Origin of the sequence: Gemmobacter sp. 24YEA27 (genome assembly GCF_030052995.1) — a bacterium.
Lineage (GTDB): Bacteria > Pseudomonadota > Alphaproteobacteria > Rhodobacterales > Rhodobacteraceae > Pseudogemmobacter.
Genome location: NZ_JASJPW010000001.1, coordinates 405568 through 418917, shown reverse-complemented (window position 1 = coordinate 418917; position 13350 = coordinate 405568). Strand labels below are relative to the sequence as shown.

General features: G+C 63.8%; 16 protein-coding genes. 7 read left to right on the top strand and 9 right to left on the bottom strand.

What is annotated here, in order from left to right:
• Positions 1–74: 74 nt before the first annotated feature.
• The 3 genes from QNO18_RS02120 to QNO18_RS02110 form a co-directional block, all read right to left on the bottom strand.
• Complete coding sequence (locus QNO18_RS02120) at positions 75–1076, bottom strand: calcium-binding protein (RefSeq protein WP_283176344.1); 1002 nt, start codon at positions 1074–1076, stop codon at positions 75–77.
• 161 nt (positions 1077–1237) lie between these two features.
• Entirely contained in the window at positions 1238–1570 is a 333-nt protein-coding gene (locus tag QNO18_RS02115) for a DUF1244 domain-containing protein (RefSeq protein WP_283176343.1), read from the bottom strand.
• Positions 1563–2342 carry an N-formylglutamate amidohydrolase gene (locus QNO18_RS02110; RefSeq protein WP_283176342.1) on the bottom strand — a complete coding sequence of 260 codons (780 nt, stop codon included), beginning with the start codon at positions 2340–2342 and terminating at the stop codon, positions 1563–1565. Before QNO18_RS02110 ends, QNO18_RS02115 begins: the two co-directional genes overlap by 8 nt.
• 189 nt (positions 2343–2531) lie before the next feature.
• Between QNO18_RS02110 and pyk the strand changes: the two genes are divergently transcribed.
• The 7 genes from pyk to QNO18_RS02075 all read left to right on the top strand — a co-directional run bounded on the left by pyk (position 2532) and on the right by QNO18_RS02075 (position 7100).
• Positions 2532–3980 carry a pyruvate kinase gene (pyk, locus tag QNO18_RS02105; RefSeq protein ID WP_283176341.1) on the top strand — a complete coding sequence of 483 codons (1449 nt, stop codon included), beginning with the start codon at positions 2532–2534 and terminating at the stop codon, positions 3978–3980.
• A gap of 36 nt (positions 3981–4016) precedes the next feature.
• Complete coding sequence (locus tag QNO18_RS02100; protein ID WP_283176340.1) at positions 4017–4241, top strand: hypothetical protein; 225 nt, start codon at positions 4017–4019, stop codon at positions 4239–4241.
• Between the two features lie 169 nt (positions 4242–4410).
• Positions 4411–4611, top strand: coding sequence for a 50S ribosomal protein L35 (rpmI, locus tag QNO18_RS02095; protein WP_092899823.1), 201 nt, complete (start codon positions 4411–4413; stop codon positions 4609–4611).
• Positions 4612–4623: 12 nt separating this feature from the next.
• A complete protein-coding gene (rplT, locus tag QNO18_RS02090) occupies positions 4624–4986 on the top strand; it encodes a 50S ribosomal protein L20 (protein ID WP_092899821.1) in 363 nt (120 codons plus the stop codon).
• Positions 4987–5147: 161 nt separating this feature from the next.
• Positions 5148–5546, top strand: a complete 399-nt coding sequence (locus QNO18_RS02085; protein WP_283176339.1) for a hypothetical protein — start codon at positions 5148–5150, stop codon at positions 5544–5546.
• A gap of 121 nt (positions 5547–5667) precedes the next feature.
• Entirely contained in the window at positions 5668–6741 is a 1074-nt protein-coding gene (pheS, locus tag QNO18_RS02080; protein ID WP_283178720.1) for a phenylalanine--tRNA ligase subunit alpha, read from the top strand.
• Entirely contained in the window at positions 6738–7100 is a 363-nt protein-coding gene (locus QNO18_RS02075; protein WP_283176338.1) for a cupin domain-containing protein, read from the top strand. The genes pheS and QNO18_RS02075 overlap by 4 nt, the downstream gene beginning before the upstream one ends.
• A gap of 187 nt (positions 7101–7287) precedes the next feature.
• On the opposite strand, the gene QNO18_RS02070 is transcribed toward QNO18_RS02075, so the two are convergent.
• From QNO18_RS02070 to QNO18_RS02045, 6 genes are all read right to left on the bottom strand, one after another.
• On the bottom strand, positions 7288–8445 hold the full coding sequence (locus QNO18_RS02070; protein WP_283176337.1) for a TIGR03862 family flavoprotein: 1158 nt from the start codon (positions 8443–8445) through the stop codon (positions 7288–7290).
• 69 nt (positions 8446–8514) lie between these two features.
• Positions 8515–9651: a hypothetical protein gene (locus tag QNO18_RS02065; RefSeq protein WP_283176336.1), complete on the bottom strand. Its 1137-nt coding sequence runs from the start codon at positions 9649–9651 to the stop codon at positions 8515–8517.
• Positions 9644–10600 carry a siderophore ABC transporter substrate-binding protein gene (locus QNO18_RS02060; protein ID WP_283176335.1) on the bottom strand — a complete coding sequence of 319 codons (957 nt, stop codon included), beginning with the start codon at positions 10598–10600 and terminating at the stop codon, positions 9644–9646. Before QNO18_RS02060 ends, QNO18_RS02065 begins: the two co-directional genes overlap by 8 nt.
• A complete protein-coding gene (locus tag QNO18_RS02055) occupies positions 10597–11391 on the bottom strand; it encodes an ATP-binding cassette domain-containing protein (protein WP_283176334.1) in 795 nt (264 codons plus the stop codon). The genes QNO18_RS02060 and QNO18_RS02055 overlap by 4 nt, the downstream gene beginning before the upstream one ends.
• Positions 11388–12329, bottom strand: coding sequence for an iron chelate uptake ABC transporter family permease subunit (locus tag QNO18_RS02050; RefSeq protein ID WP_283176333.1), 942 nt, complete (start codon positions 12327–12329; stop codon positions 11388–11390). Before QNO18_RS02050 ends, QNO18_RS02055 begins: the two co-directional genes overlap by 4 nt.
• Positions 12326–13270, bottom strand: a complete 945-nt coding sequence (locus QNO18_RS02045; protein ID WP_283176332.1) for an iron chelate uptake ABC transporter family permease subunit — start codon at positions 13268–13270, stop codon at positions 12326–12328. The genes QNO18_RS02050 and QNO18_RS02045 overlap by 4 nt, the downstream gene beginning before the upstream one ends.
• Positions 13271–13350 lie beyond the last annotated feature (80 nt).

Below are 13350 nucleotides of genomic sequence, written 5' to 3'. Positions count from 1 at the left end.
AAGCGCCGCAAGGAAAAGGGCCGCCCTGGTGACGGGGCGGCCCTTTGTTATGCCGGACTGTGGTGAGCCGGCGGTCAGTTGACCGAAATCAGCGGCTCGCCTGCGGCGACCGGGGTCGGAACCGGAACCGGCGTGTCATGGCGGGTAATGAAGAAATCATCGCTGTTCACATCAGCAGGTGCGATGTTTTCCAGCAGCACCTCATCCACGCCGTTCACAGTCACGATGGTGCCGGTGCCCGACTCGCTGGCGCGAAGTGCGACGTCCGGCAGCTCCGGTCCTTCAAGCACATGGATATGCAGCTGATCTTCGGCAGGGTCGTAATCGGTGACCGTCATCACGCCTTCGCCCAGCCCGCGATGATCAAGCTCAAAGATATCCCGGCCCGCGCCGCCGGTCAGCGTATCACCGCCATCGGCGGTCAGCCGGTCATTGCCGTCACCGCCAAAGAGCTGGTCATTGCCGATGAAATCCGGGTTCAGATCGACCGAGCGGATATAGTCATTGCCCACGCCGCCATAGAAGACATCCGACCCGGCCAGCGAACGCAGCGCATCATTGCCGGCATCGCCGTAAAGCGTGTCGTCACCGCTGCCGGTATGCATGATGTCGCGCCCGGCGCCGCCACGGGCAAGAATGTCCCCATCCGACTGCGAGGCATTCAGCGTATCGCTTCCCGCGCCACCAAAGAAGTGATCATTGCCCTGTCCGGCCAGGATCTCGGCGTAATCATCGCCCTCGCCACCATAGATGGTATCGTCGCCAAGTTCGCCGAACAGCCGGTCATTGCCGTCGCCGCCCAGCAATGTGTCATTGCCTGTGCCACCATAGAGCGCATCATCGCCCTCGCCGCCTTCAAGCCGGTCTGCGCCGCCGCCGCCATAAAGCAAATCCATGCCGCCATGGCCGCGCAGGATGTCATTCTCACCGCTGCCGGTCAGGGTATCATTCCCTTCGGTCCCTTCCTGGACATGCGGATGGTCCGGCGCGTCGCGATCCTCATCGTCATCATTGTCGTCAAGTGCGACAAAGATCCCGCCAACCAAAAGAACCGGTAGAAGAAACAGCAATTCCATAACAACAACCCCCACTGCCCAAAAATTGACATAATTTGAAAAGCGATGCGCAGAGCGTAACCGCGAGTCAAGCGGATCAGCGAATGGTTGTCTGACTGTTCTCCGAATAGAAACGGCGGACCGCCCAGGGTGTGATTGTTGCAACGCCGGCGGGGCGAAGCTCAGCTCTTTCCGGGGACGTTCTGCGCAAAGGCGTCGCGGAAGGCGGCCTGCTTCTCTGGCCCGGCTTCTGTCTGATTCGCGGCCACCCAATCGGCATAGGGCATCCCGTAAACCTGTTCACGCGCTGCATCTTTTGTCAGGGGGATGCCCTTTTCAGCGGCGGCCTCCTGATACCAGCGGCTCAGGCAGTTCCGGCAAAAACCGGCCAGCGTCATCAGGTCGATATTCTGCACATCGGGCCTCGCCTCAAGCAGGTGATGCATCAGGGCGCGGAAGGTGGCGGCCTCCAGTTCCGTCCGGGTCTGGTCGTCGATGATCGGTGTGTCAGACATGGCTGGTCTCCGTAAGGGCGCGGGTCAGGGCGCGGGACAGGATCGGGGCGAGCCTTGCGGCCCAGGCCGCCTGTTGCGGTTGCGTTTCGATCAGGTCGTTGCGCAATTCGATCAAAGTATTGTGGCGCCCATGGTCAAGGGCGTGGCGGTCGATGGAATCGCCGGGAAGATGTCCGGAATAGGGCTCGTTGTCGCCAATGCAGAGATCGGTCTCAAAGGCCAGTTCTGCCAGCAGCGCCGCCGAGAGCCGGCTGTCGAGATGGGAATGCAGCACGCCGACATGCCAGGGCCGGGGCGGGCGGCCGCGCAGGCAGGGTGTGAAGGAATGGATCGCCACAATCGCGCGCGGACCGGCGGGAGAGAGAGAAGACGAGGGCGTCGCCGCCAACTGCTCCAGCGCAGCATGATAGGGGCGGTAAAGCCGGTTGAGCCGTTCGGTGATCCCGTCCTGGCCGATGTGGCGGTTCGCGGGAATGACCGATCCGTCATAAAGCCGCATCACCAGCGTCGGATCATCCTCGCCCCGGTTCGGGTCGATCACCAGCCGCGAGAAATCCGAGGAAATCACCGGGCTGTCCAGCGCTGCGCCCAAAGCGCGCGACAGGCCGAGGGCGCCGGGGTCAAAGGCAATATGGCGCGCCATGTCAGCGGCGGGAAGGCCGAGACTGCCGCCCGCGACCCAGTCCGGCACCCGGTTTGTCGCATGGTCACAGGTCACCAGCCAGGGGCCGGGGCGGTCTTCCCCCTCGATCCGGAACGCCTCATGCTGCATTGGTCTGCTGATCCCGCCTGTTAATCTGCCCGATATTTCACCGGGCTATCCTAACCCCACGCCCTGGTCGAGCGCCAGGGGAAGGAAAGGGCCAGCGTCACAAATCGTTCTGTTGCGGGCGCTAACATTCTGCGCCATAACGCGGTTGGCCCACATCGTAACGCGAAACCCGAGACAGGAGGATGGCATATGCGCCGTCACCGTAACGTGAAGATTGTGGCAACGCTGGGCCCGGCTTCCAGCACCTATGACATGATCTGCCAGCTGTTCACTGCCGGAGCCGATGTGTTCCGCCTGAATATGAGCCATGGCACCCATGACGACATCCGTGAACGTCATACCATCATTCGCCAGGTCGAACATGATCTTGGCCGTCCGATCGGCATTCTGGCCGATCTACAGGGGCCGAAACTGCGGGTTGGCGCCTTTGCCACGGATGGCGGCTATGATCTCGCCGATGGTGGGAAATTCCGCCTCGATCTCGACGCGACGCCGGGCGATGCGACCCGGGTGCAATTGCCGCATCCCGAGATTTTTGCAGCCCTGGAGCCAGGCGCGACGCTGCTGGTCAATGATGGCAAGATCCGACTGAAAGTCCGGGAATGCGGCAAGGATTTCGCCGATTGCGTGGTCGAAGTCGGCGGCGTGATCTCGAATCGCAAGGGCGTGAACGTGCCGGACGTGGTGCTGCCGCTGGCGGCTCTGTCCGAGAAAGACCGCAAGGATCTGGAATTCGTCTGCGAGCTGGGTGTCGACTGGCTGGCGCTTTCCTTCGTGCAGCGCGCCGAAGACGTGCTTGAAGCCCGCGCCCTTGCCAAAGGCCGCGCCGCGATCCTCTCGAAAATCGAAAAGCCGGCGGCGGTGAAGGCCTATGAAGAAATCCTCGCGGTTTCTGACGGGATCATGGTGGCGCGCGGCGATCTTGGTGTCGAGCTGCCGGTCTATTCGGTGCCGCCGATCCAGAAGCGCCTTGTCCGTAAGGCGCGCGCGGCGGCCAAGCCGGTGATCGTTGCGACCCAGATGCTCGAATCGATGATCGAAAACCCGATGCCGACCCGCGCCGAAGTCTCGGATGTGGCGACGGCGATCTATGAGGGCGCCGATGCGGTGATGCTCTCGGCGGAATCGGCTGCCGGCAAGTTCCCCATCGAGGCCGTCACCACGATGGACAATGTGGCGCGTTCGGTCGAGGCCGATCCGACCTATCTTTCGATCATCGACGCCAGCCGCGTGGTCAAGCGCGAGACCGTGGCCGATGGTATCGTTGCCGCCGCGCGTGAGATCGCCGAGGCCACCGATATCAAGGCCATCACCTGCTTCAGCCAGTCCGGCCAGACCGTGAGCCTTGTCGCACGCGAGCGGCCGCATGTGCCGGTGATCGCGCTGACGCCGCTGGTCTCGACCGCGCGCCGTCTTGCGCTGACCTGGGGGGTGCATTGCGTGATCGTACCGGAACAGGAGCGCTTCAAGGGCGCGGTGCTGTCCGCGATCCGCGCCGCGCGTTCGGCTGGCTTCGCCGATGAGAAAGATCAGATCGTGGTCACGGCGGGCGTGCCGTTCAACGTGCCCGGTTCGACCAATATTCTCAGGGTTGCGCCCTGTGATGAAAGATTGATTTCGCGCGTCGATCCCGGCTAACCTGAACCCGAACAAAGGTTTTTGGGCGGGGGCAACGTGGATTCGGATCTGTTGCTGACGGTGGGAATCGTGATGGCGGTTCTTACCATCCCCACGATGCTTGCAGGCTGGGTCGACGGAAGGGCGCCGCGGATGGGAACACTTATGGTGGTCCTCTCGGCGGCGCTTTTGATTGTGGCCTGGACGCAAAAGCCCGGCGGCTACCGGCCGGCGGAAATTCCCGGTGTCATGCTCACCGTCGTCGCCCGCTATTTGCCCTGACGGGCGGCTGCGCAGATGCCCTGACGGACCAGCGGCAGATGCCCTGACGGGCGGGGCCGATTGGCCCTTGCCCCGCGAGACGGAACCCCCTATAGGGACGGCTTCGGAAGAACCGCGAGACCGGCGGAAGTGGCATGCCGCGTCGCGCGTGAAAACACTGGAGTGTAAAATGCCCAAAATGAAGACGAAATCCGCTGCTAAAAAGCGGTTCTCCTTCACCGCCTCGGGGCGTGTGAAGGCCGGTGTGGCCGGTAAGCGCCACGGCATGATCAAACGTTCGACGACCTTCATCCGTCAGGCGACAGGGACCATGATCTTGGACGATTCCGACGCGAAGATCGTCAAAAAATACATGCCCTATAACCGGTAAGGAGAGACAAAGATGTCCCGCGTTAAATCCGGTAAGGTGACCCACGCCCGCCACCGCAAGGTGATCAAGGCGGCTTCGGGCTACTATGCCGCCCGTTCGACGAATTTCCGCACTGCAACGCAAGCCGTTGACAAGGCGCAGCAATACGCCACCCGCGACCGTAAGGTCCGCAAGCGGCAGTTCCGCGCGCTGTGGATCCAGCGTATCAACGCTGCTGTCCGCCTGTTCGACCCGGCCTTCACCTATTCGCGCCTGATTGACGGTCTGGCGAAAGCCGGTATCGAAGTGGACCGCAAAGTCCTCGCCGATCTCGCCGTGCATGAGCCGGAGGCGTTCAACGCAATCGCCGACAAGGCCCGCGCTGCTCTGGCCTGATCCGGCCTGCCGACACGCGAAACGATCCGGAAACCCGCGCTTTGGCGCGGGTTTTCTTTTGCGCCGTTTCCTGCCGCTCATACCCCATGACGGGCAATGTCATTTGTCTTTGTACCCGTCCATAGCCAGGCATGGAGCGACAGTTTTCGAAGGAAGAACAGATGTCTCACCGCTTTGTCCCAGCCATCGCCGCCGCATTGCTCAGCCCGCTTCTGGCTATCCCTGCCCTGGCTGCGGAGGGTCTGCCGCTGCAGGAGGGCTATTATGTCGAGGCCGGAGAAGAATGTGGCAGCGGCAATGACGCGACGCTGATCTACCTTCATGCGGGCGGTTTCAACAATCGCTATGGGATGTGCAGTTTCGAAGGCCTCACCTCTGAGGGCGGTGCGCGCTACAGCTATGCCGTGACCTGCGCCGAGGCGGAGACCGGCCTTGAAAGCCTGAACGAAGGCGTGATCGAGATCCGCAATCAGCAGGCATTTCACCTCTTCGACGGGCTGATGGATCTGGAATACAGTTTCTGCCCCTCCTCCGAACTGCCGCCCCCCTATGGCGACTGAGCGCGGCGCCGGACCTTTTGAACCGCAAATCCCGGACCCTGCGACCCTTGCAATCGCGGCCCCGCCCGGCTAGTCCCAGAGCCGCAATTCAGCCGTATCTAACCCGGGGGCTCCGATGGATCTGACCGAAATCCGTGGCAAATATATCGGAGCCGTGGCCGGTGCCGCCGATGAGGCCGCACTGGAAGAGGTGCGCCTTGCCGCGCTTGGCAAGAAGGGCGAGATTTCCGCGCTGATGGCGGGTCTGGGCAAGATGGACCCGGAGGAACGCAAGGCTGCCGGCGCACATCTGAACGAGCTGAAGACCGAGATCGACACCGCTCTTCGCGCCCGCAAATCCGCGCTTTCCGATGCGGCGCTGGACGAGCGGCTGAAATCCGAATGGCTTGATGTCACGCTGCCGGGCCGCCCGCGCCGTCAGGGCACCATCCATCCGGTTTCTCAGGTGATGGACGAGCTGACCGCGATCTTCGCCGATATGGGCTTTTCCGTCGCCGAAGGCCCCCAGGTCGAAAGCGACTGGTACAATTTCGACGCGCTGAACATCCCGCCGGAACACCCCGCGCGCCAGGAGCATGACACGTTCTTCATGCATCGCGCCGAAGGCGACAACCGCCCGCCGCATGTGCTGCGCACCCATACCAGCCCCGTGCAGATCCGCGCGGCGCTGGACCAGGGCGCGCCGATCCGCGTCATTGCCCCGGGCCGGGTCTACCGCATGGATATGGACCAGACCCATACGCCGATGTTCCACCAGGTCGAAGGCATGGCCATCGACCGCGACATCTCGATGGCCAATCTGAAATGGGTGCTCGAAGAATTCTGCCGCGCCTTTTTCGAGGTCGATAAGGTGGAACTGCGGTTCCGCGCCTCGCATTTCCCCTTCACCGAACCTTCGGCTGAGGTCGATATCCGCTATTCCAATGTGGGCGGCCAGCTCCGCATCGGCGAGGGCGACAAATGGATGGAGATCCTCGGCTCTGGCATGATGCACCCGAAGGTTCTGGCGGCCGGCGGCATCGACCCCGATAAATGGCAGGGCTTTGCGTTTGGCATGGGGATCGACCGGATTGCGATGCTGAAATACGGCATCCCCGATCTGCGCGCCTTCTTTGAATCCGACCTGCGCTGGCTGAAACATTACGGTTTTGGCGCGCTTGACCTGCCGAACCTGCCGGGCGGGCTGAGCCGGTGAGCAAAGCGCCTGTCGCGATCAACCTGCGCGACAAACTTGCGCTGTTCCAGGACCATTGGTCGCCGAAAATCATCGGCGATTTCAATGGCCATGACGTCATGCTGGTGAAGATCAAAGGCGAGTTCACCTGGCATGCGCATCCCGATACTGATGATTTCTTCCTGGTGCTTGACGGCCAGGTCACGATCCAGCTCAGGGATGGCAATGTCACGCTGAATCCGGGCGAACTTTACGTCGTTCCGAAAGGTGTCGAACATTGCCCGATGGCGGCGGAAGAGGCCTCGATCCTGCTGATCGAGCCGGCGGGCACGCCCAATACCGGAGATGCCGCCACCGCCGCACGCAAAGACCGGATCTGAGCGTTATCTGATCCCGTTGCAGTAAAGCGGCCTGGCGAAGCCTGCCCCTGGCCCCTTCGCCCGCACCGTCTCGCAAGAGAGAGCGAGGTGGAAAGTCACCGGTTGGCCGCCATCACAGGTTCTGCGACCATATGCGCTCCTCCTGACTCAAATTCTCTGCGGGGGGGTAAAAGCCCCGCTTGCACCCTCAGCCAAAGCGCGCCGCTGCCTGCCCCGCCCATCGGCCCGTAGCAAGGCAGCCGGTCAGCAGATAGCCGCCGGTCGGTGCTTCCCAGTCCAGCATCTCACCACAGGCAAAGACCCCGGGCAGGGCGCTCAGCTCCAGATCCGGGCTCAGAGCGGATCGGTTGATACCGCCCGCGACCGAGATCGCCTCATCCAGCGGGCGCGGGCCGTCATGGCGGATCACCAGCCGTTTCAGCGCCGCAAGCGGAACATCGCGCGAGAATTCCATCACCAGTGCCACCAGCACCGGCGCAAGGCCCAGCTTGCGCAACCGGTTCACCAGAGTTTCGCCGGCCCGCATCTTCGCCAGCCGCGCCGCAATCTCAGGCTCTGACAGCGCAGGCAGCAGATCCAGCACAAGATCTGCGCCCTCCCGCAAGGGGCGTGACAGCGCATAAAGGCCGCCCCCTTCGAGACCCCGCGCCGAGACCACGAATTCGCCGCGGCTGGTCACGCCACCGGCGCTCAGGGGCACGCCTTTGACCGGCTGGCCGAAATGGCGTTCCATATGGGCCGACCAGCCGACCGACAGCCCCATATTTGCGGGCTGCCAGGGCGCAATCTCTACGCCTTGTGCGGCCAGCCAGGGCGTCCAGGCGCCATCCGACCCAAGTCGCGCCCAGCTCGCGCCGCCCAAAGCCAGCACGGTGACGCGGGGCGTCAGCACCCGGCGGCCCTCTGGCGTGTCAAAGGCACAGCCTGCACCCTCAAACCCTTTCCAGCGCCAGCGGGGCCGCAGTTCTGCCCCGAGGGATGCCAGCCGTGCAAGCCATGCGCGCAGCAATGGCGAGCCCTTCATCGCCACCGGAAAGACCCGGCCGGAAGATCCGGTAAACACCTCCTGGTCCAGGCCGCGCGCGAACTCCATCACCTCGCCTGGCCCGAAGGCGGCAAGCATCGGCGCCAGCCAGTCGGGCGGGCTGTACTGTGCGGTGAACGCGGTCAGCGGCTCGTCTTTGGTCAGGTTCAGCCCGGATTTCCCGGCCATCAGGAATTTGCGCGCGGGGCTGGGCTTTGCCTCGCAGATCACCACGCGGCGCCCGGCCCGCGCGAGCTCCTCCGCCGCCATAAGCCCGGCGGGGCCGGCCCCGATCACCAGGGCGTCTGTGTCGTGATCCATCTTGTTCACCCCGTGCAACCTTGGCCTTTCTTGCCTGCGAAGACCGGAACGGGCAAGGGCAGGGTGGTATTACAGCGCGATGCGCGCCACCAGGTCGGTTTCTTCCGGCCTGCCGGTCTCGCCCTGTTTGGTCGTCACGTAAAGAATGCCGTTGCGGTCATCGAGGGCGAGGCTGTTCGGGTGCCCCTCAAGCGTGATCCGGTCTTTCAGCGCGTAGCTTTCGCTGTCGAAGAGGCCGACCGCCGCGCCGCTGCGCTCGGTGACGCAGATCAGCTGCCGGCCTGCGTCATAAAGCACCGCAAGCGGGCCGGCGCCGGTCGGGATCTGGCGGATCGTTGCACCGGTCTCGGCATCGAGAACCAGAAGCTGGTTCCCTGACCCTTTGCGGCTGTAGCCTGGCAGGTGCCGCGCCCAGAGGGTTTCAAAGAACTCATGCCCCTGATCGGTCGCGAAAACCCTGCCTCCCGCCGGGTCCAGCGCGATGTTCATCAGCTGATCCCCCGCTGTCGCCACAGTCCTGGTGATCTGCGGCATGTCGGTTGCGACGGTTATCACCTGGCCCTCGGCATTCGAGATGAAGAGCCGCTGGCGCGACGGGTCGGTCGCGATGCCGGTCGCGACAAAGCCGAAACCTGTCAGCCGGGCCTCGACCTCAAGCCGGGCGGTGTCGATCACGCAAAGCACGCTGTCCTGCATCGAATGGCAGGGCGCGTAGAGCTTTCCCGCGATCGTATCCAGCGCAAGTTCACGACAATGGAAGGGAAAGCCCGTGCGCCCCTCTTCATCGGTGGTCTTATCCGCCAGCCGCACCTGGCCCGTCACCGTGCTCGTCGCGGTATCGACCACGGTGACCGAGGCATCGGTCGCGTCGGTGATGTAAAGCCGGTCCGCCGCATCATCGAGCGCAAGGCCAAAGCCTTTGCCCGGCAGAGTGATCCGGGCCAGTGGCTCCAGGGTTCCGGGTCGAGTTTCAGGATCTGCGCCGGCGGGCCGGCCTCGCCGCGCCCCCCGGCAGAGGCGACAAATACCGCGCCCTGGCGGGCTGAGTGGACGATTTCGTAGAGGCCCTGTGCGACGGGTTTTTGCAGCATCGAACCGGTTCCTTTTCGCAGGGAAAGCGACGTCAGGGGTTTCGCAGCCCGGGGCAGGCATGGCAAGGACCACGCGCGCCCGGGTGCGGTCTGCGCGGGGCTGGCCGTTACTCATAGCCCTTGCGGATATCGTCGATGATGATCTCAAGCGGGGTGATGCTGGCCGCCGTGGTATACCAGGCCTCGGGGTCGACAAAGATCACCTTGCCCGCCTTCCAGGCCGCGGTCTCGCGCAAAAGCGGGTTTTCGATGGTGGCGGCATCCAGCACCGGGCGGTGTTCCATCACGGCGGTGCGGTCGATCACATAGATAATGTCGGGGTTGGTGGCCTGAATGAATTCGCTGGTGACGGGCTGGCCATGCAGCCCGGTCTCGGCCGCCTCATTGGCCGCCTTTACCCCAAAGGCATCAAAAACAAAGCCATAGCGCGATTTAAGTCCAAAGGCCGAAAAGCCGCCATTGTTATGCAAGACCAGCAATGCGCGCTCCGGGCGACCTTCGGTCAGGCCGCGGAGCGCAGCGATCCTGGCTTCCAGCGCGGCGATCTCGTCTTTCGCCAGATCCTCTTTGCCAAAGATCCGTGCCAGCGTCAGGAAGTGGTCCTCGACCACCTGGATATGGCCCGAGCTGCTGTCGCGGTAATCGACATCATAATGGATCACCGGGGCAAAGCTGCTCATCTCGGGGTAATGCGCGGCCTGGAGCGAGGTCATCAGGATGAGGTCCGGATGCAGCGCATGGACCTTTTCGACATTGGGCTGCACGATCATGCCCACATCGGCCACCGCAGGGTCATCGCGGTACTTCGCCAGGAAATGCGGCACGAAATCCTTGGCGGTGCCAACCACCGGCACGTCAAGCCGGTCGAGGAAATCCAGCTCGTTCATATCCAGCGCCACCACACGTTCGGGGCGGCTCTCAATCACGGTGGTCCCAAGCGCGTGCTCAATCGTCACCGGCAGGAACTGCTGCGGTTCGGTTTCGGCGGGCGCGGCAGAGGGGGCAAGCAGGCAGCTGGCCGCCAGCAGGACAAGCCAGCGGCTGAGCGGATTGGAACGGGTCATGCCGGTTCTCCTTTCGGGGTGAAATAATCGCAGATCCGCCCCTGCGGGCGTGGAAGGATCCGGAAATCGAGACCGTAGAGGTCTTGCAGATTGGCCTCGGTGATGACGTGATCGACCGGGCCTGCGGAATGCAGCCGCCCGGATTTCAAGGCGAGGATATGGTCGGCGCTGTTGGCGGCGAAATTGATGTCATGGATCACCGCGATTACGCTGCGGCCACGATCCGCGCAAAGGTCACGCAGCGCGCGCATGATGCCGGCGGCATGACGGATATCGAGATTGTTCAGCGGCTCGTCGAGCAAAAGGCAGGGCGTGTCCTGGGCGATGGTCATGGCAAGGAAAGCCATCTGGCGCTGGCCGCCGCTCAGCTCGTCGATCAGCGTGTCGCGCAACGGGTCGAGCGCGAGCCGCGCAATGGCCTCGTCTATCGCGCGGCGGTCGGCGGCATCAAGGCGGCCCCGGCTATAGGGAAAGCGGCCAAAGGCGACCAGATCCCCGACCGTGAGGCGCAGATCGACGCCGGGCGACTGGCGCAGCGTCGCGACCTGGCGGGCGAAAGCGGCAGGTGCGATCGTGGCGATATCCTGGCCCGCGACGGTGACCCTGCCGCCGGAAGGGCGCGCAAGGCGGGCCATCAGCATCAGAAGCGTCGACTTTCCGGCGCCGTTCGGCCCGATGATCGCACTGAGCTGTCCCTGGGGGAAAGCCGTCGTCAGGCCTGACAGCACAAGGCGGCTGCCATGTTTCATCGAGAGGTCAGTGGTGGTGATCATGGCGGTGTCCGGGGTCATGCAAAGCTCCGGCGGCGCAGCATCAACAGCAGGAACCAGGCGCCGCAGGTGAGGTTGATCAGGATGCCGACCGTGGTGCGGTGGTCGAAGACCTGGGCTGCTGCCAGCTCGGCCAGCAGGAAAAGCCCGATGGCCACGGCCGCTCCAACAGGCAGCGTCTGGCGGTGGCCGGGACCGCGCGCCATGGCGCGGGCGGCATTGGCAACGAAGATCCCCATGAACGCGGTGGGGCCGATCAGGCTGACGGATACTGCCACCAGGACCGCGATCAGCGCCAGAAGATGGCGGGTCTCGCGCGCGTGGTCGACGCCCAGTGAGATCGCCTGGTCGCGGCCAAGCGCCATCACATCCAGCACCGGCACGCGCCGCCAGATCAGCGCCGCGACCAGGGTCAGGGCGAGGGCAGAGATGATCAGACGCGTGGTCTCGACCCTTTCGAATGAGACCTGGGCAAAGCCCTGGAAGACCGCGAACTCGCCCGGGCTGATCCGCAGCTGGATGAACTGGGTGAAGGTGGAAATCACCATGGTCAGCACGATTCCCACCAGCATCAGGAACCAGATATCGCCCCGCGCGCGGCGAAACAGCCAGTGATGCAGCAGGAAAGACCAGGCCAGCATGGCCGCCAGCGTGATCAGGATCGACCCCTGACCGCCCCAGAGTATCAGGCTCCCGGTGCCGAGGATCAGAACCAGCAGCGCCTGCATCATCAGGCAGACCGCCTCATAGCCCATGACTGCGGGGGTCAGGATGCGGTTTCCGGCAAGGGTCTGGAAGGTGATCGAGGCCAGTGCGACCGCAATGCCGCCGGTCACCATTGCGGCAAGTTTGATCAGGCGGCGCGGGATGACATAGCCGAAATCGAGGCCCGACCCCAAAGCCACATAAAGCAGGGCCAGAGCAATCAGCGCTGCGGTGATCGCAAGGGGGCGGGTCATTTCCCCCTCCGAAGGATCAAAGCGAGGAAGATCAGCCCGCCGATCCCGCCGACCGTCAGCCCGACCGGCACCTCATAGGGCCAGATCACCACGCGCCCGATCAAATCGCAGGCCAGCAGCAATGTGGCGCCGCCGGTTGCGACAAGCGGCAGGGTCCGCGCGAGATTGTCACCATGGGTCAGCCGCACAAGGTTCGGGATCACCAGTCCGACGAAGGGAATGGTCCCGGCCGCGATCACCGTCGCCGCCACCGTGGCTGAAACCAGCAAAAGGCCAAGCGCCACCATGGTGCCATAGCTGAGCCCGAGGCTGGTCGCCGTTTCCTCGCCCATCCCCAGCAGGGTGAAGCGGCGGGCAAAGGCATAGGTCACCACGACGACCGGCAGGATCAGCCAGATGATCTCGTAATTGCCCTGCACGATCCGCGAGAAATCGCCCAGCATCCAGCCCTGCATGTCTTGCAGGATGTTATGCGACCAGGCGTAGAATTCGGCTATGGCCCCCAGCACGGCGCCGTAGATCAGGCCGGCAACCGGCACGAAAACCGTGTCGCGAAACCGGATGCGGCTGATGATCGCGACGAAGATCAGGCTCGCGGCCAGGCAGAACATCATCGCCAGCACCATGCGGCTGACCTGGCCCAGCCCCGGCGCCAGGGTGATCGCGACGAGGATCCCGAGTTTCGCGGCCTCCAGCCCGCCGGTGGTGGCGGGTTCGACAAAGCGGTTTCTGAGGATCTGCTGCAGGATGATGCCACAAACCGCCAGCCCGGCGCCGCTGAGCACCACCGCCGCAAGACGCGGCAACCGGCTTGCCGTCAGGGTAAGCCAGGCCCCGGTCTCGAACGACCAGAGGGAAGCGAGGCTCATGCGGCTCACCCCGGTCAGGATTGAGGCGAGGCAGAGCGCAAGGAATATCAGGGGCAGCGCAAGGCGCGTCATCTGGTCAGGCCGATGCGGGAACGGAATGGAAAGCCCCCGCACTGCCCGGAGGCGGTTGCGGGGGGCTGGTCAGCGAAGGT

Bases quoted from the DNA above. Each gene is read 5' to 3' on its own strand.
- QNO18_RS02120 (WP_283176344.1), bottom strand. From the start codon at position 1,076: ATGGAATTGCTGTTTCTTCTACCGGTTCTTTTGGTTGGCGGGATCTTT.
- QNO18_RS02115 (WP_283176343.1), bottom strand. From the start codon at position 1,570: ATGTCTGACACACCGATCATCGACGACCAGACCCGGACGGAACTGGAG.
- QNO18_RS02110 (WP_283176342.1), bottom strand. From the start codon at position 2,342: ATGCAGCATGAGGCGTTCCGGATCGAGGGGGAAGACCGCCCCGGCCCC.
- pyk (WP_283176341.1), top strand. From the start codon at position 2,532: ATGCGCCGTCACCGTAACGTGAAGATTGTGGCAACGCTGGGCCCGGCT.
- rpmI (WP_092899823.1), top strand. From the start codon at position 4,411: ATGCCCAAAATGAAGACGAAATCCGCTGCTAAAAAGCGGTTCTCCTTC.
- rplT (WP_092899821.1), top strand. From the start codon at position 4,624: ATGTCCCGCGTTAAATCCGGTAAGGTGACCCACGCCCGCCACCGCAAG.
- QNO18_RS02085 (WP_283176339.1), top strand. From the start codon at position 5,148: ATGTCTCACCGCTTTGTCCCAGCCATCGCCGCCGCATTGCTCAGCCCG.
- QNO18_RS02070 (WP_283176337.1), bottom strand. From the start codon at position 8,445: ATGGATCACGACACAGACGCCCTGGTGATCGGGGCCGGCCCCGCCGGG.
- QNO18_RS02065 (WP_283176336.1), bottom strand. From the start codon at position 9,651: ATGAGTAACGGCCAGCCCCGCGCAGACCGCACCCGGGCGCGCGTGGTC.
- QNO18_RS02060 (WP_283176335.1), bottom strand. From the start codon at position 10,600: ATGACCCGTTCCAATCCGCTCAGCCGCTGGCTTGTCCTGCTGGCGGCC.
- QNO18_RS02055 (WP_283176334.1), bottom strand. From the start codon at position 11,391: ATGACCCCGGACACCGCCATGATCACCACCACTGACCTCTCGATGAAA.
- QNO18_RS02050 (WP_283176333.1), bottom strand. From the start codon at position 12,329: ATGACCCGCCCCCTTGCGATCACCGCAGCGCTGATTGCTCTGGCCCTG.
- QNO18_RS02045 (WP_283176332.1), bottom strand. From the start codon at position 13,270: ATGACGCGCCTTGCGCTGCCCCTGATATTCCTTGCGCTCTGCCTCGCC.